This window comes from Streptomyces sp. NPDC031210, assembly GCF_055570395.1.
On the sequence record NZ_JBVIHH010000015.1, the window covers coordinates 179,685 to 200,001 of the forward strand.

The window sequence follows — 20,317 nt, forward strand, 5'->3', positions numbered from 1 at the left end:
ACGGCCGTGATCTCGCCGCCCGGGGCGGTTTTCTCGCTGCTCACCCGACGAGGGTATGGCCATCGCCGCCGCCGCGCGTACCGGCCTCCTGGTCACCGCCCGGGGACTCGTGGCCGGGGCGGGGGGAGCGGCCGCGCCCGAACAGCCGCACGCGCAGTGCGGAGGCCCGCTCCGAGAGCCAGGTCAGGAAGTTCGTCGGCAGGAAGACCGCGTCCGCCGCGATCATCGCGAGGGAGAAGAACGGCAGGCCGAGCAGCACCGCGATCGAGAGGTGCTCGCAGATCATCACGACCAGCAGGACGTTCTTCAGCCGGCGGTTGAAGAGGGTGAAGGGGAAGGCGACCTGCACGATGACCGTGCCGTAGGTGATCAGCATGACGACCAGCCCGTTGCCGCCCAGCAGCTCCGAGAGGGCCGGCCAGGGGGAGAAGTAGTCCAGGTGCATCGGGTAGAAGACCGCGGTGCCGTCCTGCCAGCGGGAACCCTGGATCTTGTACCAGCCCGCGGTGGCGTAGATCAGGCAGACCTCGACCATGATCACCAGCAGGGCGCCGTTGTGCAGGAGCTTGGCGAGGGTGTCCATGACGATCCGGGGCTCGCCCGGCGCGTAGCGCCGCACCGCCCACCACAGCCCGTGTCCGGCCCACAGGGTCCACAGGGCCAGGCTCCAGCCGATGTGCGGGAACGGGCCGTTCTCGAACCAGGTCAGGCCGTAGCGGCCGAGGATCTGCGCGAGGGCCAGGCCGAGGCCCAGCACGCTCCACAGGACGACGCCGGGCACGTCCCGGGGGGCGGCGGGGGCGGCGGGGGCGGCGAGGGGACCCTCGCCGTCCTCGGCCGCCGTCCGCGCCGCTGCCGCCCGCTTCGCGCGGCGCGCGTCCAGCGACCACACCTGCCCACAGCGGGTCAGCACGAGGTAGAGCGACATCAGGTGGATGACGTTGTCGCCGCCGTCCCCGATGAAGACGCTGCGGTTCTGCAGGGAAAGCACGCCGACCATGAAGAGGACCGACATCGTGCGGGTGCGCCAGCCCAGCATCAGCAGGGCGCTCGCCACGATGGCGAACAGGTAGACGCACTCGAACCAGCCGGGGCTGTCGGACCAGGGCAGTACGGAGAAGGCGTGATTGCTGTCGAAGAGGCGGCGCGCCATGTCCAGGGTCCACGGGCTGTCGGGCCCGTAGAGCTCGTGGCGGTGGGGCCATTCCCGCAGCAGGAAGAGCAGCCAGGTGGCGGAGAAGCCGATCCGGATGACGGCGGTTTGGTACGGGGCCATCGCCCGGGCGGTGGCGCGTACGAAGCCGCGGCCGATGGCCCGCTCGATACGGGTCTCCTCAAGAGAGTCGGCCGGCGCGGCGGGCGCCGGCGGCTCCGGTGCTTCCGGGGCCTGGGGGTCGGGCGTGTGCGGTGCGTTCGGCCGCGAGTTCGTCGGCCGCTGCGGCGTGGGTGAGGTCACTTGTTCGTCGCCCCCTTGGGCAGGTCGTCTGCGGTGACCTGCCACCAGGGCAGCACGCGGTACACGGGCTTGGTGCTGATCTTCTCGGTGCTCCACGGCGGCGGGCTGACGGCCGTCGTCATGGAGCGGACCTGTATCCGCTCGACCCGGCCACCGCTGCGGGCCCACTCGGCGCCGAGCCGGGCCATCATGACGCGGCGGATGTAGCGCTCGGAGAGCTCGCCGCGCGGGCCGGTGGCGCGGTTCTGCGCGGTGTGGGAGTTGAGGTAGAACTCCCAGCCGCGGCGCAGTTGGTTCTGCTGGGTGTGGCTGGGCAGTGGGTTGTGGAGGATGGCCTGGCCGTCGCGGGCGGTCACATCGGTCCACCCGGTCGTCCGTCCGGCGCCGTCCCCGGTGCGCAACTGGGCTCTGACCTGCACGGCGATGTTCTGCTGGAGGGGGTTGGGCGCGAACAGCTTCCAGTTCTGCTCGTACTCGGGATACACGTAGTCGCCGATCAGCGAGCCCTGCTGTCTGCTGAGCGTGTTCGGCGGCGCGACGTGCAAAAACATCATCGCCAGATGAATCGCGACGGCTACCGCGACGGCGCAGGCCGCTGTGCCTATGACGATTCGTGAGGGTAGCGAGAGCGCGGCCAATGGCCGCGATTCGTCCCCGTATGACTGCATTCCCGCCCCGTTTCCAGAATCCGGTCGACTGACTCCGCTTCGGAACCGTACCTACGCGCCGACACCGGGCACACCCTCCCCCGAGTTATCCACAGCCTTGACACCGGCCGCCCGCCCACTCAACATTGAACCGAACGATCGGTCGGTCGGGAGCGAGGGGGCACCACATGACGACGATCGCGCCGGAAGATACGGCCTCCCAGGCCGCATTCGACGCCACCGTGGCCGCGGACGAGCGCATCGAACCGCGGGACTGGATGCCGGACGCCTACCGCTCATCGCTGGTCCGCCAGATCGCGCAGCACGCCCACTCCGAGATCATCGGCATGCAACCGGAAGCCAACTGGATCACCCGGGCGCCCTCACTGCGCCGCAAGGCGATCCTCATGGCGAAGGTGCAGGACGAAGCGGGCCACGGCCTGTATCTCTACAGCGCCGCCGAAACCCTCGGCACCAGCCGCGACGAGCTGCTCGACAAGCTGCACTCCGGCCGCCAGAAATACTCCTCGATCTTCAACTACCCCACCCTGACCTGGGCCGATGTCGGCGCCATCGGCTGGCTGGTGGACGGCGCGGCGATCACCAACCAGGTCCCGCTGTGCCGCTGCTCCTACGGCCCGTACGCCCGCGCCATGGTCCGCGTCTGCAAGGAGGAGTCCTTCCACCAGCGCCAGGGGTACGAACTGCTGCTGGCCCTGAGCCGGGGCACCGAGGCGCAGCACGCCATGGCGCAGGACGCGGTCGACCGCTGGTGGTGGCCGTCGCTGATGATGTTCGGCCCGCCCGACGACGAGTCGGCGCACTCCGCGCAGTCCATGGCCTGGAAGATCAAGCGGCATTCCAACGACGAGCTGCGCCAGCGCTTCGTCGACATCTGCGTCCCGCAGGCCGAAGCCCTCGGGCTCACCCTGCCCGACCCGGATCTGACGTGGAACGAAGCCCGCGGGCACTGGGATTTCGGACCCATCGACTGGGACGAGTTCCGCGAGGTGCTCAAGGGCAACGGCCCCTGCAACGCCGAGCGGATCGGCCGCCGGCGGCAAGCACACGAGGACGGCGCCTGGGTGCGCGAGGCAGCAGCCGCCCACGCGGCCAAGCACGGGGAGACGAACCGATGACCACACCCCTACCCGCGCAGCCCCCTACGGGCACGGCCGCGCCGACCGCCGAATGGCCGCTGTGGGAGGTGTTCGTCCGCAGCCGGCGCGGTCTGTCCCACACCCACGCCGGCAGCCTGCACGCCCCCGACGCCGAGATGGCCCTGCGCAACGCCCGCGATCTGTACACCCGCCGTTCCGAGGGCGTCTCGATCTGGGTGGTGCCCTCCGCCCAGGTCACCGCGTCCTCCCCGGACGAGAAGGACACGTTCTTCGAGCCCGCCGGCGACAAGCCCTACCGCCATCCGACCTTCTACGAAATCCCGGACGGGGTGCGACACCTTTGATGAACGTCACGCGCACCCCGGCCCTGGCCCTCGGGGACGACGCCCTGGTCCTGTCCCATCGCCTCGGCGAATGGGCCGGCCGCGCGCCGGTCCTGGAGGAGGAGGTCGCGCTCGCCAACATCGCCCTGGACCTCCTCGGCCAGGCCCGCGTCCTGCTCTCCCTGGCCGGCGACGAGGACGAGCTGGCGTATCTGCGGGAGGAACGGCAGTTCCGCAACGTCCAGCTCGTCGAGCAGCCCAACGGCGACTTCGCGCACACCATCGCCCGCCAGCTTTGCTTCTCCACCTACCAAGAGCTGTTGTTCGGCCATCTCGCCACCGCCGACAGCGAGTTGGCGCCGCTGGCCGCCAAAGCGGTCAAGGAGGTCGCCTACCACCGCGACCACGCCGAGCAATGGACGCTCCGCCTGGGTGACGGCACCGAGGAGAGCCACACCCGTATGCAGCAGGGTCTGGACGCCCTGTGGCGGTACACCGGCGAACTGTTCGAACCGGTCGACGGCCTGGACGTGCCCTGGTCCACGCTGCACGACACCTGGACGACCCGCGTGACCACCCTCCTCACCCGCGCCACGCTCACCGTTCCGCAGGGTCCGCAGCGCGGTGCCTGGACGGCGGGCGCCGGGCGCCAGGGCCTGCACACCGAGCCGTTCGGGCGCATGCTCGCCGAGATGCAGCACCTCCACCGCAGCCATCCGGGGGCGACATGGTGACCGACACGGCCCTGGAAGAGGAACTGCGCGCCCTGGCCGGCTCCGTGCCCGACCCGGAGCTGCCGGTCCTCACCCTCGCCGAGCTCGGCGTGGTGCGCGACGTGCGGCTGACGGCCCCCGACCACGTCGAGGTGCGGCTCACCCCCACTTACACCGGCTGTCCCGCCGTAGAAGCCATGTCGGCCGACATTGAGCGCGTCCTCCACGACCACGGCATCGCCGAAGTAGTCGTCCGTACGGTCCTCAGCCCGCCCTGGACCACCGACGCGATCACCGCCGAAGGCCGCCGCAAGCTCGCCGAGTTCGGCATCGCGCCACCGCGGCCCACCGGCCCTGCGGGCGGGCCGGTGGCCGTCGACCTCGCCATCCGCTGCCCGCACTGCGGGTCGACCGACACCACCCTGCTGAGCCGCTTCTCGTCCACGGCCTGCAAGGCCCTGCGCCGCTGCGAGTCCTGTCGCGAGCCTTTCGACCACTTCAAGGAGTTGTGATGTTCCACCCGCTGCGGGTCCGGGAGATCGAGCGGCTCACGGACGACGCGGTGGCCGTCACCTTCGCGGTCCCGCCCGAGCTGCACGAGACATTCCGGTACGCCCCCGGGCAGCACATCGCCCTGCGCAGAACGGTCGACGGCCAGGAGATCCGCCGGACCTACTCCCTGTGCTCCCCCGCCACCGACCCGCCCGTCCTGCGGGTGGGCATCCGCCTGGTCGAGGACGGCACGTTCTCGACGTACGCGCTCAAGGAGCTGGCGGTCGGCGACACCGTCGAGGTCATGGCGCCGGCCGGACGGTTCACGCTGGAGCCGCGGGCCGGTCATTTCGTGGGCATCGTCGGAGGCAGCGGCATCACTCCCGTGCTGTCCATCGCCGCCACCCTGCTCGCCCAGCGGCCGGACGCCCGCTTCTGCCTGATCCGCAGCGACCGCACGGCGGCCTCCACGATGTTCCTGGAGGAGGTGGCCGACCTCAAGGACCGCTATCCCGAGCGCTTCCAGTTGATCCAGACCCTCACCCGCGAAGAACAGCAGGCCGGTCTGCCCTCGGGACGGCTCGATGAGGAACGGCTGCGCGCCCTGCTGCCGGCGCTGCTGCCCACCGAGTCGGTGGACGGCTGGTTCCTGTGCGGCCCCTTCGGCCTGGTCCAAAGCGCCGAGCGGGCCCTGCGGGCCCTCCGCGTCCCCCGGGGCCGCATCCACGAAGAGATCTTCCACGTCGAGGACGGCACCGCCCTGGCACCGGCCGCCTCCACCCTGCCCACTCCCGCACACAGCACGGTGACCGCCACCCTGGACGGACGCTCCGGTAGCTGGCCCGTACAGGACGGCGAATCGCTGCTGGAGGCGGTCCTGCGCAACCGCGCGGACGCGCCGTACGCCTGCAAGGGCGGGGTGTGCGGCACCTGCCGGGCGTTCCTGGTCTCGGGGGAGATACGCATGGACCGCAACTTCGCGCTGGAGGCCGAGGAGGTCGACGCCGGTTATGTGCTGGCCTGCCAGTCGCATCCGGTGACCGAAAAGGTGGAGGTGGACTTCGACCGCTGAACCACCTCGGCACGCCGGCGCCATTCCCAATTCCTGCAACCTGTTCTACCTTGACGCTTCGTCAGATCGACGCGGCGCGTGGGAGGACAGACCAGTGGACTTCACCTTCACCGAGGAGCAGCAGGCCGCCGTCGAAGCGGCGAAGGCCGTCTTCTCCGGAGTCGCTCCCGATGGCGTACCCAGCCCGGCGCTCACCCCGGGAGCCGTCGCCGACGACTTCGACCGCGCCCTGTGGCACAAACTCGCCGACGCCGACCTGCTGAGCCTGCTCATCGCCCCGGAACACGGCGGTGCGGGACTCGACCCCCTCGCGCTCTGCCTCGTGCTGCGCGAGTCCGCCAAGGTGTTGGCACGCGTTCCGCTGCTGGAATCCGGCGCCGCCGCCCTGACCCTCCAGCGCTACGCGTCCGCCGAACTCCGCGCCGAGACACTGCCCCGCATCGCCACCGGCGACCTCGTCGTCACCGTCGCCTCCGGCGGCCGCACGGGGCACGATCCGGCAGAACTGGCCGTCGAAGCCCGCCAGGAAGCCGCCGACTGGATCCTGGACGGCTCCCACACCACCGTCCCCTGGGCCCAGGCCGCCGATCGCCTCCTGCTCCCCGCCCACACCCCCGACGGCCGGGCCGTTCTCGCTCTCGTCCCCCGCACCCACCCCGGCGTCACCCTCGACGACCAGGTCTCCACCAACGGAGAGCGCTACGCCGAGGTCCACCTGGCCTCCGTACGCGTCAGCGCCCGCGACACGCTCACCGACCCCGCCGCCTGGGAGTCGCTGCGCGACCTGCTCACCCTCGGCACCTGCGCGCTCGCCCTGGGCCTGGGAGAGCGCGTACTCACCATGACCAGCGACTACACCAGCAAACGCGAACAGTTCGGCTACCCCGTCGCCACCTTCCAGGCCGTCGCCGTCCAGGCCGCCGACCGCTTCATCGACCTGCGTGCCATGGAAGCCACCCTCTGGCAGGCCGCCTGGCGCCTCACCACGGACGCGGCCGGCCCGCTGCCGCCCGCCGGCGATGTCGCGGTCGCCAAGATCTGGGCCGCCGAGGGCGTACGCCGCGTCGTCCAGACCGCCCAGCACCTGCACGGCGGTTTCGGCGCCGACACCGACTACCCCCTGCACCGCTACCACGCCTGGGCCAAGCAGCTCGAACTCTCCCTCGGCCCCGCCGCAGCCCACGAGGAGGCCCTCGGCGACCTGCTCGCCGCGCACCCACTGGGCTGAGGCCGCTGAGGCATCAGCGGCCTCAGCGGCCACGACGCCACCGCAACACAGGCCCGCCCGCCCGCCGGCGGGCCACCGAAACGGCGGCGGGACGACCGGTCGAGCGACCCGGTCCCGCGCCCCGGTGAAGGCCGGCTAGATGACCGCGCCGGGGCCGCCCTGGGCATCCGTGACGGGACGGCCGGCGGCCTCCCACGCCTGCATGCCGCCGTCGACATTCACCGCGTCGATGCCCTGCTGCACCAGATACTGCGCCACCTGCGCCGAACGGCCACCGACCCGGCACACCACATAGACCGGCCCGCCATCGGCGGGAACGGCCTCGGTGAGCTCACCGAGGCGGGCGACGAACTCACTCATCGGGATGTGCAGCGCGCCCTCGGCGTGCCCCGCCTCCCACTCGTCGTCCTCCCGGACGTCCAGAAGGAAATCCTCCGACGTCAGAGCGTCGACACCGACCGTGGGCACAGAACCAATTCGCATACTTGCGACGCTACCCGACGAGCTGCGCGAGGTACGCCTCACGTTCCGCGACATCGGCGAGCAGCTTCTCGGCGATCTCGTCGAGCAGGGCGTCCGGATCCTGCGGCGCCATCTTGATCATCGCACCGATCGCACTCTCCTCCAGCTCCGCCGCGACGACAGCCAGCAGCTCCTTGCGCTCGGCCAGCCACTCCAGCCGGGCATAGAGCTCCTCACTCTCACTGAGCCGCTCCTCGACAGGCGCCGGACCGGCCTCCCACTCCCGCGCCAGTTCCCGCAGCTCCGCCTCGTCGCCCCGGCCGTACGCCGCGTTGACACGCGCGATGAACTCGTCCCGCCGGGCCCGCTCCGCGTCGTCCCGCGCCAGGTCCGGGTGCGCCTTACGCACCAGATCGCGGTAGGCCTTACGGGCGTCCTCGCTGGGCCGCACCTTCTGCGGCGGCCGCACCGACTGCCCGGTGAGCATCGCCTGCGCCTCCGGGAAGATCCCCTCGGAGCCGATCCACCCGTGGAACAGCTCCTCCACGTCCGGCATGGGCAGTACCGAGGCGCGCGCCTCGCGGGCCTTGCGGAGGTCCTCCGCGTCTCCCGTACGCGCCGCGACCGCCTCCGCGATCTGCGCGTCCAGCTCGTCCAGCCGCGCGTACATGGGGCCGAGCCGCTGGTGGTGCAGGCGGGAGAAGTTCTCCACCTCCACGCGGAACGTCTCCACCGCGATCTCGAACTCGATCAGCGCCTGCTCGGCCGCCAGCACCGCCTTCGCCAACCGCCGTGTCCCCTCATCCAAGGCAGCCTGATCGGCGGCCCTGGCCTCGGCATCGCCCTCCTGGTGCCGCCGGTCCTCCTGACCGCTGCCCGGGTCCTCCGGTGCCGGTGTGGCGTCCGGGGCCTGGGCTGCGGCCGGAGCTTGGGCGGCGGCCGGGGCGGACGGTGTGTCCGGCGCGTCCGGTCGTTCCTGGCCGTCCTGCGCGTTCTCCGCGTGCGAGTTCGTCACCCGGTCAGCGTACGGCCCACAGCGGGGAGCACTGTCCGCGTCCGGACGGCTCCGGACAGTGCCACCCCTACGTCACCGAGCGCCCACCCCCAGGACCAGCCCGTCGACATCCTGTGCTCGGGCACGCCCGCGTACCGCCCGTACCCACGCCGGAACACGTACCCGTACATGCACCGCTGCCGCCACGGCATCCGACGCGCGCACGCACCGGTGCCCCTACGCACACCGGCACTCGCACCGGCCACCCACCGCTTCGGGGACCGTCCCTCATACCCCCATTTCGGCCGCTATCCGGCCGCTCTTGACCGCCGCGATCAGGTCGGCGTGATCGGCTTCCGTACGGTCCGCGTAAGCCACCGCGAAGTCCGCCAGCGCCACGTCCAGCTCTTCCCCCTTGCCGCAGTATCCGGCCACCAAGCGCGGGTCGGCGCTGTGGGCATGGGCACGCGCGAGGAGCGCGCCCGTCATCCGTGCGTAGTCGTCCATCTGGTCGCCGGACAGTTCCGCCGGGTCCACGCTGCCCTTGCGGTTCCGGAACTGGCGGACCTGGAACGGCCGTCCCCCGCGCCGGCCCGCCCCGGCACGGGCACCGGCGCGGGACGCCGCCACGCCCGGCACATGCGCCGTGTCCCGCCCGGCCCCCGCCTCCCCTACGTCGGGCACGGTCGTCCAGCCCAGCAGCACGTCGCTGACGACCTGCATCCTGCGCTGTCCCAGCACCACCCGGCGCCCCTCGTGCGCCACGGGAGGCACCACGAAGCCCACCTTCTCCACGAACGGCGCCAGCACGGAGGCGCGGGCCTCCTTCACCTGGAGCACCAACGGCTCGCCCCGGTGATCGAGCAGCAGCACCACGTAGGAGCGCAGCCCCACGCTGCCCGTCCCGACCACGCGGAATGCCACGTCGTGCACGGCGTACCTGGCCAGCAGGGGCAGCCGGTCCTCCGGAAGCGTCTCCAGATAGGACGCGAGGGAGGAGGCAACGGCTGCCGCCTCCTCGTCCGGCACCCGGCGCAGCACCGGTGGCGCGTCGACGAACCGCCGCCCGCCGTCCGGGGTCTGTTCCGTCGCCTTCGCCGCGAACCGCGCGCTGGTGTTCTTCCGCGCCTTCGCCGCCACCCGCTCCAGCGTCCCCAGCAGATCCCGGGCGTCGGTGTGCGAGACCAGGGCTTCGTCGGCGATGGCGTTCCACGCCTCGGTCACCGGCAGCTTCGCCAGCAGCCGCATGGTGCGGCGGTACGCGCCCGCCGCGTCCTGGGCCGCCTTCCGGCAGTCGTCCTCGCTCGCGCCCGCTTCCCGGCCGGCGAGGACCAGGGAGGCGACGAGCCGCTTCACATCCCATTCCCACGGGCCGTGGAGGGTCTCGTCGAAGTCGTTGAGGTCGATGACGAGGCCGCCCCGGGCATCGCCGTAGAGGCCGAAGTTGGCGGCGTGCGCGTCGCCGCAGATCTGCGCCCCTATGCCAGTCACGGGACCTGCGGTCAGGTCATGCGCCATCAGGCCCGCGGATCCGCGCAGGAAGGCGAAGGGGCTCGCCGCCATGCGCCCGACCCGTATCGGGGTCAACTCCGGTCGGCGCCCGGCGTTGGACGCCTCGACCGCGGCCACCGCGTCCGGCCTGCCGGCCGGGACCGACAGCACCGCCTGCCGCGAACGGGACAACCGCTCCCGCAGCGCCCGGCCGACTGCCTTGGGCGACGGCCCGTCCGCCTCCGGCCTCGCGAACCCCGGTACGTACGGCACACGCGACATCGCGGCCACCTCCCCCTTCGCAACCTGCATCACCCGGCCTGCCGACCGGCACCGAATCCTTCCGACCCGGCTGCGCATGACGTTACAGAGAGTCCGGCCGCGCGGCAGAGGGCTGTGGATAACTCTCCGTGCGGAGCGGAAGGGGTGGACGGAGGGAGCGGGCGGGGAGGGGGAGTTGAGGGAAGTTGAGGGTAGGTCAGGGCACGCGGCCCGGCTTCGCGACCGGACCCACCCGACCGCCCCAAATCCCAATCCCCGCCCAACGCCCCAACGCCCCTTACACCCCTACACCCCCACAGCCTCCTCCATCTCCTCCTCCGCAGCCCCCCGCTCCGGCACCGTAGCCACCCCCGTAGTCGCCGCCCCCAGAGCGGCCACCCCCGCAGCCGCCACCCCAGTAGCACGCGCCACCGCCTCCGCCTCGGCCACACGCCGCCGCTTCTCCGCCACCGACGCCGCGCCGACCATCAGCAGACCGGCCACCAGCCACCACACCAGGGTCCAGACGTGCCCGGCCAGGCCGTACCCGTCGAAGTAGACATGGCTTCGGGTGCCCTCGACGAAGCCCGCGCCGTTCCAGAAGGCGTGCAGCGCCGCGAAGAACCCGTTCTGCATCTCGGGCCGGAAAATCCCTCCGGAGGACGTGAAGTTGAGCATCACGAACAGCGCCATCACGCCGAGCGTGGTCCACCGTTTGAGGAAGGTGTGCAGCCCGGTGCCGATCAGCAGGATGCCGGCGGAATACAGCCAGGCCATGCCCCACAGCCCCCACAGGCCGTGGTCGACAAGGTGGAAGACCGGCCCGGCGAACGCGGCCCCGATGACGCTGACGACGAGGGACGTGCCGGCCGCCAGCATCACCCGGAGCCGCAGGGGAAGGACGGCTCCGGCGCCGCCGATGACCGCGACCGAGGCGTAGGAGCCGATGCTGATCGCCACCAGCAGGAAGAAGATGCCCTGGCCGGTCGGGTCGTCCTCGGCGGTCGGCGCCACATCGGTGACCTTCAGCGGCGCGCCGTGCTGTGCCGCGATCGGCGTGAAGACCTTCTGCACCACCGAGGCACTGGTGTCGGATCCGGCGGTCGCCACGACCAGTTCGGGGTTCGGCTTCGCGCCCTTGGGGGCGTTCATCACGTAGGCGCCGAAGATGTCCTGGTGCTTGAGCCGGTCGACGGCGGCGGCGCGGTCGGGCAGCGTCCGTACGGTCAGGTCGCCGCCCGACGCGTCGTTGAGCGACTGGGCGAGCAGTTGGGCGCCACGATCCGAACCGACGACCGCGACGGGCAGGTGGTGCGGCGCGGGGTCAGCGAACGCGCCCAGGTAGGCCAGGCCCATCCCGACGCACATCAGCAGCGGGGTGATCAGGTGCGTCAGCACGTGACGCAGGCCGGCGGAATGGGTGGCGCGGTGGTCGTGGCGGCCGCCGCGCGCGTCGCTTCGGGGAGCGGTGGGTGGGACCGGACTCATGGGGCAGGCCCTCTCGGCTGGTCGGCTCAACTGCCGCCGGTAGCGGGCCACCGCGCACACAGTTGGTAATTACAACTCTCAATCTATGTTGTACTATACAACTAACTTCAGGAAAGGCAACCCGATGCCGCACCGCGATGACGCCGTCGAGACCATCCAGCAGGAGATGACCGCGTTCGCCCGCCGGGCCCGCGCCGCCGCCGCCCGCATGCACCCCGAACTGTCCCTGGTCTCCTACACCCTGCTCGCGCACCTCGACGACCAGGGCGGATGCCGGGCCACGGACCTCGCGGCGCACTACCTCCTGGACAAGTCCACGGTCAGCCGGCAGATCGCCGCGCTGGAGAACCTCGGCTTCGTCGAGCGCCGCGTGGACCCCGGCGACCACCGGGTGCAGGTGCTGCACCCCACCGCCAAGGGCGCCGAGGTGCTCGCCGACGTCACCGCGAGCCGCCGCCGGGCCTTCCGCGAACGCCTGGCCGACTGGGACGAGGACGACCTCGACCGCTTCGCGTCCTATCTGGTGCGCTACAACGCCGCCCAGCACAGGACCGGCTGATCCGACCGGCGCGCGGCGGACACCGAACGCCCCTCACCCGGCGACGCCCACAACCGGGCCACCATCCCGGGAACGCTCTCACTTGCGCTCACTTACGGAACCGATCCCCTTACGGAACCGATCCGCCTTACGGAACCGATCCGAACACTTACTTACGGAACCGCTCCGGACACTGCCCGCCTTCGGTGAGATACGTCTCCGCCCAGCGCGCCAGCTCCTTGAGCGAGGGCTCCATCGCCCGGCCGGCCTCCGTCAGCCGGTACGCGACGCGCAGCGGCGGCCCGGCGTCCACCTCGCGGACGACCAGGCCCGTCCCGGCCAGTTCCATGAGGCGGTCGGAGAGCATCCGCTCGCTGATCCCGGGGATGGCCCGCCGCAGATCGGCGAAGTGCACGGGCCCCGGCATCAAAGTGGCGACGATCAGGCCCGTCCAGCGCTTCCCGAAAAGCTCGAAAACGCGCGTCATGCCGACGTCGACCTGCCTGCACATCGCCTCACCACGGTCCGCCATGACACCAGCGTACCGCCCTCCCGTACGGTGCTGCGGAAAAGTAAGCTCCTGTGTTATACATAGTGGCATACGGAATTCAACCAACGTGCCGCGTCTCGTCCGGCCGCGAACCGAAGGACCGATCCTCATGGCCACGCTTCTGCACATCGACTCCTCCGTCTTCCCCGAGGGCGGCTCCGCCTCCCGCTCGGTCACCGCCGCCTTCCGCACGGCATGGGAGGAGCAGCACCCGGACGGCACGGTCATCTACCGCGACCTCGCGGCCGACCCGATCCCCCACCTCGACGGCGCGGGCGCCGGCGCGGCCTTCTCCGACCCCGCGACCCACACCCCCGAGCAACGGGCCGCCTACGCACTGCGGGTGGAGCTCGCCGAGGAGCTGGAGCGGGCGGACGCGATCGTCATAGGCGCGCCGATGTACAACTTCACGATCCCCTCGACGCTCAAGGCGTGGCTCGACCAGGCGATCATCATGGGCCGCACGGCCGGTGCGGAGCCGAGCGCCAAGGGCACCCCCGTCACCGTCGTCGCCAGCCGCGGCGGCTCGTACGCGCCGGGCACCCCGCGCGAGGGCTTCGAGTACGTCCAGAACTACCTCCAGGCCGTCCTGGGCGGCGGGCTCGGCCTCGACGTCGAGTTCATCGTCCCCGAGCTGACCATGGCGCCCTCCAACCCGGCGATGTCGGACCTCATCCCGAAGTTCGAGGCGTCCCGCGACAAGGCCCACGCGGACGCCGCGCTCAAGGCCAAGGCGTACGCCGAGCGCCTGGCCGCCTGACCCGCCGCCCTTCGCGGTCGCCCTTCGCGCCCGCCCCGGAAAGCACAGCCACACGGGGCGGGCCGGCCACCGGCGCGCACAGAGCGAGCCGGATGTGACGTACACCACGCACAACCGATGCCCCACCCCGCACCCCACGGGACTCCCCGCACCACAGGCAACAAAAAGACCCCCGGTCTCCGGATTTCTCCGGAGACCGGGGGTCTCATCTGTGCGCGAGGGGGGAGTTGAACCCCCACGCCCTTTCGGGCACTGGAACCTGAATCCAGCGCGTCTGCCTATTCCGCCACCCGCGCATGGGTGCTGCCGATCGATTCTCTCACGCGATCCGGGCTGTTCCGTCCGGGTCTTGTGCGAGCGCCTGCCGACATCCAGAAGATTAGCACGCTGTCGAGGGTGCCTTCACACGCCTTTCCCGAGGCCCCGGCCGGGCCCCGCACCGCGGCGCACGTCGAGGTGGCCGGCCGCCGCACGGCCGCCGCCGGCCCGCCGGCGCCCCCAGGGTTCACACTCGCGGTGTGCGCCAACGGAGATCGCCGCGCCCGCCGCGGGCCCCCCACCCACCGGAGCGGGTCGGCGGTTGCGGGACACTGTCGTCGGGGCACATCTACGATCGCAGTGCACAAGTGGTGAGCAAGGAGAGAGAAGCACCGGGCAACCCTGTGAGGGGCGACACTCGTCCTCCAGGCGGGAAAGGGGAACCAGCCGATTTCCCGACGCGTGGATACGATCAGTAAGCAGTATGAGGACGACCCCGACGAAGACTGAGGAAGGAGGTGCCCCGTGGGAGTACTGAAGCGTTTCGAGCAGCGTCTCGAAGGTCTCGTCAACGGCACCTTCGCCAAGGTGTTCAAGTCCGAGGTGCAGCCGGTGGAGATCGCCGGCGCGCTCCAGCGCGAGTGCGACAACAACGCCACCATCTGGAACCGCGACCGTACGGTCGTCCCCAACGACTTCATCGTCGAACTGAGCACCCCCGACTACGAGCGGCTCAGCCCCTACAGCGGGCAGCTCGGCGACGAGCTGTCCAGCATGGTGCGCGACTACGCCAAGCAGCAGCGGTACACCTTCATGGGCTCGATCAAGGTGCACCTGGAGAAGGCCGACGATCTCGACACCGGCCTGTACCGCGTCCGCAGTCGCACCCTCGCCTCCAGTTCGTCGCAGGAGCCGGGCCAGGCGGCCGACCGGCGCGCCCCCGCGGCGCCCCACGGCGGCCGGCCCGTCGGGGGCCACGTGGGCCCGCCCCCCATGCCCTCGTCCCCGCCTCCCGGCGGCGCGCAGCCCGTACCCCGTACGGCACCGCCCGGTGCAGGACCCCAGCCCTACGCGCAGACCCGGCGCTGGATCGAGATCAACGGCACCCGCCACCAGATCTCGCGCCCCACGCTCGTTCTGGGCCGCAGCACCGACGCTGACGTACGGATCGACGACCCGGGTGTCTCCCGGCGTCACTGTGAGATCCGGGTCGGAACGCCCCCCACGATCCAGGATCTGGGTTCCACGAACGGCATCGTGGTAGACGGGCAGCACACCACTCGCGCTAATCTCCGCGACGGCTCGCGGATTGTCGTGGGCAGTACCACCATCGTTTACCGGCAAGCCGAAGGGTGAAGCGGGGGCAATGTCAGAGCTGACCCTCACGGTCATGCGGTTGGGTTTCCTCGCCGTACTGTGGCTGTTCGTCATCGTGGCCGTTCAGGTCATCCGCAGCGATCTGTTCGGCACGCGCGTCACACAGCGCGGAGCCGCCAGGCGCGGCGGGCAGGAACCGCGCACGCAGCGCCAGGCTGCCGCGCCACCGCCGCAGCAGCGCCGCCAGGAAGGCGGCCGCGGCAACAACCGTCAGCGCCGAGGGGCCCCCACGAAACTGGTGGTCTCCGAGGGCACGCTGACGGGCACCACCGTCGCCCTCCAAGGCCAGACGATCTCGCTGGGTCGTGCACACGACTCGACGATCGTGCTGGACGACGACTACGCGTCGAGCAGGCATGCCAGGATCTACCCGGACCGTGACGGCCAGTGGATCGTCGAGGATCTCGGTTCCACCAACGGCACGTATCTGGACCGGACCCGGCTGACGACCCCGACACCGATTCCTCTGGGAGCCCCGATCCGCATCGGCAAGACCGTCATCGAGCTGCGGAAGTAGTACGACAATGAGCGAGCGGAGCGAGCGAGCCGCGGCGGTCCACTCGGCGGACCCGAGCGTGCTCCCGACCGGAGGGTGGGCACCGTGCGGATGTACCCCGAACCGACGGGTGAGGTGCGCATGAGTCTGTCACTGCGCTTCGCCGCCGGATCGCACAAGGGCATGATCCGGGAGGGCAACGAGGACTCCGGCTATGCCGGGCCGCGCCTGCTCGCCATCGCCGACGGCATGGGCGGCCAGGCCGCCGGCGAGGTCGCCTCCTCCGAGGTGATCTCCACCCTCGTCCAGCTCGACGACGACGTCCCCGGCTCCGACATCCTCACCTCCCTGGGTACGGCCGTTCAGCGCGCCAACGACCAGCTCCGCGTGATGGTCGAGGAGGACCCGCAGCTCGAGGGCATGGGCACGACCCTGACCGCCCTGCTGTGGACCGGTCAGCGGCTCGGCCTCGTGCACGTCGGCGACTCGCGGGCCTACCTGCTGCGCGACGGCGTGCTCACCCAGATCACGCAGGACCACACCTGGGTGCAGCGGCTCGTCGACGAGGGCCGCATCACCGAGGAAGAGGCGACCACCCACCCCCAGCGCTCCCTGCTGATGCGGGCGCTGGGCAGTGGCGATCATGTCGAGCCGGACCTGTCGATCCGCGAGGTGCGGGCCGGCGACCGGTATCTGATCTGCTCGGACGGGCTGTCCGGCGTCGTCAGCCACCAGACGCTGGAAGAGACCCTCGCCAGCTACCACGGGCCGCACGAGACGGTGCAGGAGCTGATCCAGCTCGCGCTGCGCGGCGGCGGGCCCGACAACATCACCTGCATCGTCGCCGACGTCCTGGACGTCGACGGCAATGACACGCTGACCATCCAGCTCAACGACACCCCCGTCATCGTGGGCGCCGTCGCGGAGAACCAGCACCAGCTCAGCGACCCCACCACGCTCCAGACGCCGGCCGCGCGCGCCGCCGAACTCGGCCGCCGCGACGGGCCGCCCGCGCCTGCCGGCGGTGCCTTCGGGCCGCCCGGCAGCGGTGACCTCGACGTCGGCGGGCCGCCCCACGGGTCGTTCGGGGCTTTCACCGACGAGGACTTCCTCAAGCCGCGGCGGCGCGGGAAGTGGCTCAAGCGGTCGCTGTTCGGCGCCCTCGCGCTGGCCGTCGTCGGCGGCGGGCTGTACGCCGGTTACCGCTGGACGCAGACGCAGTACTTCGTCGGCGCCAAGGACAACCACGTGGCGCTCTACAGAGGTATCAGCCAGGACCTCGCGTGGATCACGCTCAACGGCGTGGACGAGGACCACCCCGAGATCGAACTCAAGTACCTGCCGCTGTACCAGCGCAACCAGGTCAAGGAGACGATCGCGGTGGACGACCGCGGCCAGGGCGCCCAGAAGGTCTCCGAGCTCGGCAAGCAGGCCGGCGCCTGCCGCTCCAAGGAGCAGCGGGAGGCCGCCGAGCGCGAGGCCGCGCGCCAGAAGGGCGAGGGCCAGGCCGGCGGTACGGCCGGCGGCAAGGCGGGCGGGAAGACCGCCGCGCCGGGCGACAAGACCGCCAAGCCCTCGGCCACCACCCTGCCGGGCACCCTCGCCGCGGGCCCGTCGGCCACTCCCACACCCACCACCAGCCAGGCCCCCTCAGAGGAGCAGCAGAAGCTGGAAAAGAATTGCAGCACCCAGCAGTGAGGGCGTAGGGGGCCGTACATCTCATGAGCAGCACCACCAACACCACCACCATCGGCACCATCGGAGCCCCGAGCCGCCGCAACACCGAGCTGGCGATGCTCGTCTTCGCGGTGCTGATCCCGGTGTTCGCCTACATCAACGTCGGCCTGGCCAAGGACGGTTCGGTGCCCGCCGGCGTGCTGGGCTACGGCATCGGCCTGGGACTGCTGGCGGGCGTCACGCACCTCGTCGTCCGCAAGTGGGCGCCGTACGCCGACCCGCTGATGCTGCCCATCGCCACCCTGCTCAACGGCCTGGGCCTGGTGTTCATCTGGCGGCTCGACCAGGAGCCGCAGATCACCACCAAGAACCTGGGCGGCGCGATGGCGCCGGGCCAGATGATGTGGTCGACGCTGGGCGTCGCGCTGTTCCTGGGAGTGCTGGTCTTCCTCAAGGACCACCGTGTCCTGCAGCGCTACACCTACATCTCCATGGTGACGGCCCTGGTCCTGCTGATCGCGCCGGTGTTCTTCCCCGCGAAGTTCGGCGCCCGCATCTGGATCACGATTCCCGGCGTCGGCTCGCTGCAGCCCGGTGAGTTCGCCAAGATCGTCATCGCGATCTTCTTCGCGGGCTATCTGATGGTGAAGCGGGACGCCCTGGCGCTGGCCAGCCGCCGCTTCATGGGCCTGTACCTCCCGCGCGGCCGCGACCTCGGACCGATCCTCGTCATCTGGGCGCTGAGCCTGATGATCCTGGTCTTCGAGACGGACCTGGGCACCTCGCTGCTGTTCTTCGGCCTGTTCGTCGTCATGCTGTACGTCGCCACCGAGCGCACGAGCTGGATCGTGTTCGGTCTGCTGCTCAGCGCGGGCGGCGCGGTCGCGGTCGCGACGTTCGAGTCGCACGTCCAGACCCGTGTCCACAACTGGCTCAACCCGCTGGAGCTGAACAACGGAGGCGTCACCGAGACCGCCCAGGCGATGTACTCCTTCGGCTCCGGCGGCATCCTCGGGTCCGGCCTCGGGCAGGGTTACTCGCGTCTCATCGGCGGTATCGCGCCCAAGAGCGACTACATTCTCGCCACCGTCGGCGAGGAGATCGGTCTCGCCGGGCTGATGGGGATCCTGCTGCTGTACGGCCTGCTGATCGAGCGCGGAATCCGTACGGCGCTGGCCGCCCGCGACCCGTTCGGCAAGCTGCTGGCCATCGGCCTGTCCGGCGCGTTCGCGCTCCAGGTGTTCGTCGTCGCCGGCGGTGTGACGGGCCTGATCCCGCTGACCGGTATGACGATGCCGTTCCTCGCCCAGGGTGGTTCGTCCGTGATCGCCAACTGGGCGCTGGTCGCGATCCTGCTCCGCATCAGCGACACCGCGCGGCGGCCCGCACCGGCCCCCGCCCCGTCCACCGACGCCGAGATGACCCAGGTGGTCCGCCCGTGAACAAGCCCCTGCGCCGGGTCGCGATCTTCTGCGGCCTGCTCGTCCTCGCTCTGCTCGTCCGCGTCAACTGGGTGCAGTTCGTCCAGGCCGACGAGCTGAAGAACGACCCGCACAACCGCCGTGTCGCCATCGAGCGCTACAGCACGCCGCGCGGCAACATCATCGTCGACGGCAAGGCCGTCACCGGCTCCACCACCACCGACAGCGGCGACTTCAAGTACAAGCGGACGTACAAGAACGGTCCGATGTGGGCGCCGGTCACCGGCTACGCCTCGCAGGCCTTCGACGCCAACCAGCTCGAGAAGCTCAACGACGGCATCCTCTCCGGCACCGACGACCGGCTCTTCTTCAGCCGCACGGTGGACATGTTCACCGGCGGCAAGCAGAAGGGCGGCAACGTGGTGACCACCCTGGACGCCAAGGCCCAGAAGGCCGCCTTCGAGGGTCTCGGCGACAAGAAGGGCGCGGTCGCCGCGATCAACCCGGAGACCGGCGCGATCCTGGCGCTGGCCAGCACTCCGTCGTACGACCCGTCCAGCTTCGCCGGTATGAGCGACAAGGACGCCGAGGCGTACAACGCGCTGCAGAAGAAGAACAACCCCGACGAGCCGATGCTCAACCGGGCGCTGCGCCAGACCTACCCGCCCGGCTCCACCTTCAAGGTCGTCACGGCCGCCGCGGCCCTGGAGAACGGGCTCTACAGCGACGTCGACGCCAAGACCGACTCGCCGCTGCCCTACACGCTGCCGGACACCTCGGGCGTCGAGCTCAAGAACGAGGGCAACATCCCGTGCGAGGACGCCAGCCTGCGCGAGGCGCTGCGCTGGTCGTGCAACACCGTCTTCGGCAAGATCAGCGCCGACCTGGGCAACAGCAAGATGAAGTCCGAGGCGGAGAAGTTCGGCTTCAACGACCCGAAGATCGACACTCCGGTGCGCGCGGCGGAGAGCATCTACCCCAAGGACAACCGGCCGCAGAACGCCATGGCGGGCATCGGCCAGGCGTCCAACCGGGCCACACCGCTCCAGATGGCGATGGTCGCCTCGGCGGTCGCCAACGGCGGCAAGCTGATGAAGCCGTACATGGTCGAGCGGCTCGACGCGCCGAACCTCAACGTCGTCCAGCAGCACACGCCGCAGGAGATGAGCCAGCCGCTCAAGCCGGAGAACGCCCAAAAGCTCCAGGACATCATGCAGACCGTGGTCCAGAAGGGCACCGGCACGAACGCCCAGATCCCCGGTGTCACGGTGGGTGGCAAGACCGGCACGGCACAGCACGGCGAGGACAACAAGGACAACCCCTACGCCTGGTTCATTTCCTACGCCAAGACCTCCAAGGGCACGCCGGTCGCGGTGGCCGTCGTGATTGAGAGTTCCGACACGATTCGCGACGACATCGCGGGCGGCAAGCTCTCCGCTCCCATCGCCAAGCGCGTTATGGAGGCGGTACTCGAAGGCGAAAGGTGACCCCG

General features: G+C 70.6%; 20 protein-coding genes and 1 tRNA gene. 13 read left to right on the top strand and 8 right to left on the bottom strand.

What is annotated here, in order from left to right; translation table 11 throughout:
• Nucleotides 1–40: 40 nt before the first annotated feature.
• Entirely contained in the window at nucleotides 41–1,456 is a 1,416-nt protein-coding gene (locus ACZ45Z_RS26030) for an HTTM domain-containing protein (RefSeq protein ID WP_468366925.1), read from the bottom strand.
• Nucleotides 1,453–2,010, bottom strand: coding sequence for a DUF5819 family protein (locus ACZ45Z_RS26035; protein WP_468366927.1), 558 nt, complete (start codon nucleotides 2,008–2,010; stop codon nucleotides 1,453–1,455). Before ACZ45Z_RS26035 ends, ACZ45Z_RS26030 begins: the two co-directional genes overlap by 4 nt.
• Nucleotides 2,011–2,291: 281 nt before the next feature.
• Here ACZ45Z_RS26035 and paaA point away from each other — a divergent pair, with 281 nt between their 5' ends.
• From paaA to ACZ45Z_RS26065, 6 genes are all read left to right on the top strand, one after another.
• Nucleotides 2,292–3,242: a 1,2-phenylacetyl-CoA epoxidase subunit PaaA gene (paaA, locus tag ACZ45Z_RS26040; RefSeq protein WP_468366930.1), complete on the top strand. Its 951-nt coding sequence runs from the start codon at nucleotides 2,292–2,294 to the stop codon at nucleotides 3,240–3,242.
• Nucleotides 3,239–3,568 (top strand): 1,2-phenylacetyl-CoA epoxidase subunit PaaB, encoded by a 330-nt coding sequence (gene paaB, locus ACZ45Z_RS26045; protein WP_468366932.1) that lies wholly within the window; start codon nucleotides 3,239–3,241, stop codon nucleotides 3,566–3,568. The genes paaA and paaB overlap by 4 nt, the downstream gene beginning before the upstream one ends.
• Nucleotides 3,568–4,281: a 1,2-phenylacetyl-CoA epoxidase subunit PaaC gene (gene paaC, locus ACZ45Z_RS26050; RefSeq protein WP_468366934.1), complete on the top strand. Its 714-nt coding sequence runs from the start codon at nucleotides 3,568–3,570 to the stop codon at nucleotides 4,279–4,281. The genes paaB and paaC overlap by 1 nt, the downstream gene beginning before the upstream one ends.
• Entirely contained in the window at nucleotides 4,275–4,772 is a 498-nt protein-coding gene (gene paaD, locus ACZ45Z_RS26055) for a 1,2-phenylacetyl-CoA epoxidase subunit PaaD (protein ID WP_468366937.1), read from the top strand. The genes paaC and paaD overlap by 7 nt, the downstream gene beginning before the upstream one ends.
• Nucleotides 4,772–5,824, top strand: a complete 1,053-nt coding sequence (gene paaE, locus ACZ45Z_RS26060) for a 1,2-phenylacetyl-CoA epoxidase subunit PaaE (RefSeq protein WP_468366940.1) — start codon at nucleotides 4,772–4,774, stop codon at nucleotides 5,822–5,824. The genes paaD and paaE overlap by 1 nt, the downstream gene beginning before the upstream one ends.
• Before the next feature lie 94 nt (nucleotides 5,825–5,918).
• Nucleotides 5,919–7,052, top strand: a complete 1,134-nt coding sequence (locus tag ACZ45Z_RS26065; protein ID WP_468366942.1) for an acyl-CoA dehydrogenase family protein — start codon at nucleotides 5,919–5,921, stop codon at nucleotides 7,050–7,052.
• A gap of 135 nt (nucleotides 7,053–7,187) precedes the next feature.
• On the opposite strand, the gene ACZ45Z_RS26070 is transcribed toward ACZ45Z_RS26065, so the two are convergent.
• From ACZ45Z_RS26070 to ACZ45Z_RS26085, 4 genes are all read right to left on the bottom strand, one after another.
• A complete protein-coding gene (locus ACZ45Z_RS26070) occupies nucleotides 7,188–7,535 on the bottom strand; it encodes a rhodanese-like domain-containing protein (protein WP_468366945.1) in 348 nt (115 codons plus the stop codon).
• A gap of 10 nt (nucleotides 7,536–7,545) precedes the next feature.
• Complete coding sequence (locus tag ACZ45Z_RS26075) at nucleotides 7,546–8,529, bottom strand: J domain-containing protein (protein WP_468366947.1); 984 nt, start codon at nucleotides 8,527–8,529, stop codon at nucleotides 7,546–7,548.
• Between the two features lie 267 nt (nucleotides 8,530–8,796).
• Nucleotides 8,797–10,281, bottom strand: coding sequence for a DUF2252 domain-containing protein (locus ACZ45Z_RS26080; protein WP_468366950.1), 1,485 nt, complete (start codon nucleotides 10,279–10,281; stop codon nucleotides 8,797–8,799).
• A 285-nt stretch (nucleotides 10,282–10,566) separates the two neighbouring features.
• Entirely contained in the window at nucleotides 10,567–11,748 is a 1,182-nt protein-coding gene (locus ACZ45Z_RS26085) for an ABC transporter permease (RefSeq protein WP_468366953.1), read from the bottom strand.
• A gap of 124 nt (nucleotides 11,749–11,872) precedes the next feature.
• On the opposite strand from ACZ45Z_RS26085, the gene ACZ45Z_RS26090 reads away from it, so the two are divergent.
• Nucleotides 11,873–12,307, top strand: a complete 435-nt coding sequence (locus ACZ45Z_RS26090; protein ID WP_468366956.1) for a MarR family winged helix-turn-helix transcriptional regulator — start codon at nucleotides 11,873–11,875, stop codon at nucleotides 12,305–12,307.
• 148 nt (nucleotides 12,308–12,455) lie between these two features.
• Here ACZ45Z_RS26090 and ACZ45Z_RS26095 read toward each other — a convergent pair whose 3' ends face one another.
• Nucleotides 12,456–12,818, bottom strand: coding sequence for a winged helix-turn-helix transcriptional regulator (locus ACZ45Z_RS26095; protein ID WP_468366959.1), 363 nt, complete (start codon nucleotides 12,816–12,818; stop codon nucleotides 12,456–12,458).
• 127 nt (nucleotides 12,819–12,945) lie between these two features.
• Here ACZ45Z_RS26095 and ACZ45Z_RS26100 point away from each other — a divergent pair, with 127 nt between their 5' ends.
• On the top strand, nucleotides 12,946–13,596 hold the full coding sequence (locus tag ACZ45Z_RS26100; protein ID WP_468366961.1) for an FMN-dependent NADH-azoreductase: 651 nt from the start codon (nucleotides 12,946–12,948) through the stop codon (nucleotides 13,594–13,596).
• 212 nt (nucleotides 13,597–13,808) lie between these two features.
• On the opposite strand, the gene ACZ45Z_RS26105 is transcribed toward ACZ45Z_RS26100, so the two are convergent.
• Nucleotides 13,809–13,892 (bottom strand) — tRNA-Leu (locus tag ACZ45Z_RS26105).
• A 487-nt stretch (nucleotides 13,893–14,379) separates the two neighbouring features.
• Between ACZ45Z_RS26105 and ACZ45Z_RS26110 the strand changes: the two genes are divergently transcribed.
• The 5 genes from ACZ45Z_RS26110 (at nucleotide 14,380) to ACZ45Z_RS26130 (ending at nucleotide 20,312) form a co-directional block, all read left to right on the top strand.
• Nucleotides 14,380–15,210 (top strand): FhaA domain-containing protein, encoded by an 831-nt coding sequence (locus tag ACZ45Z_RS26110; protein ID WP_468366964.1) that lies wholly within the window; start codon nucleotides 14,380–14,382, stop codon nucleotides 15,208–15,210.
• 10 nt (nucleotides 15,211–15,220) lie between these two features.
• Entirely contained in the window at nucleotides 15,221–15,748 is a 528-nt protein-coding gene (locus ACZ45Z_RS26115) for an FHA domain-containing protein FhaB/FipA (protein ID WP_468366967.1), read from the top strand.
• Between the two features lie 120 nt (nucleotides 15,749–15,868).
• On the top strand, nucleotides 15,869–17,425 hold the full coding sequence (locus ACZ45Z_RS26120) for a PP2C family protein-serine/threonine phosphatase (protein ID WP_468366970.1): 1,557 nt from the start codon (nucleotides 15,869–15,871) through the stop codon (nucleotides 17,423–17,425).
• Nucleotides 17,426–17,448: 23 nt separating this feature from the next.
• The gene (locus tag ACZ45Z_RS26125; protein ID WP_468366972.1) at nucleotides 17,449–18,846 is read left to right on the top strand and encodes an FtsW/RodA/SpoVE family cell cycle protein; all 1,398 of its coding nucleotides are present in this window, start codon (nucleotides 17,449–17,451) and stop codon (nucleotides 18,844–18,846) included.
• Complete coding sequence (locus ACZ45Z_RS26130) at nucleotides 18,843–20,312, top strand: peptidoglycan D,D-transpeptidase FtsI family protein (RefSeq protein WP_468366975.1); 1,470 nt, start codon at nucleotides 18,843–18,845, stop codon at nucleotides 20,310–20,312. Before ACZ45Z_RS26125 ends, ACZ45Z_RS26130 begins: the two co-directional genes overlap by 4 nt.
• Nucleotides 20,313–20,317 lie beyond the last annotated feature (5 nt).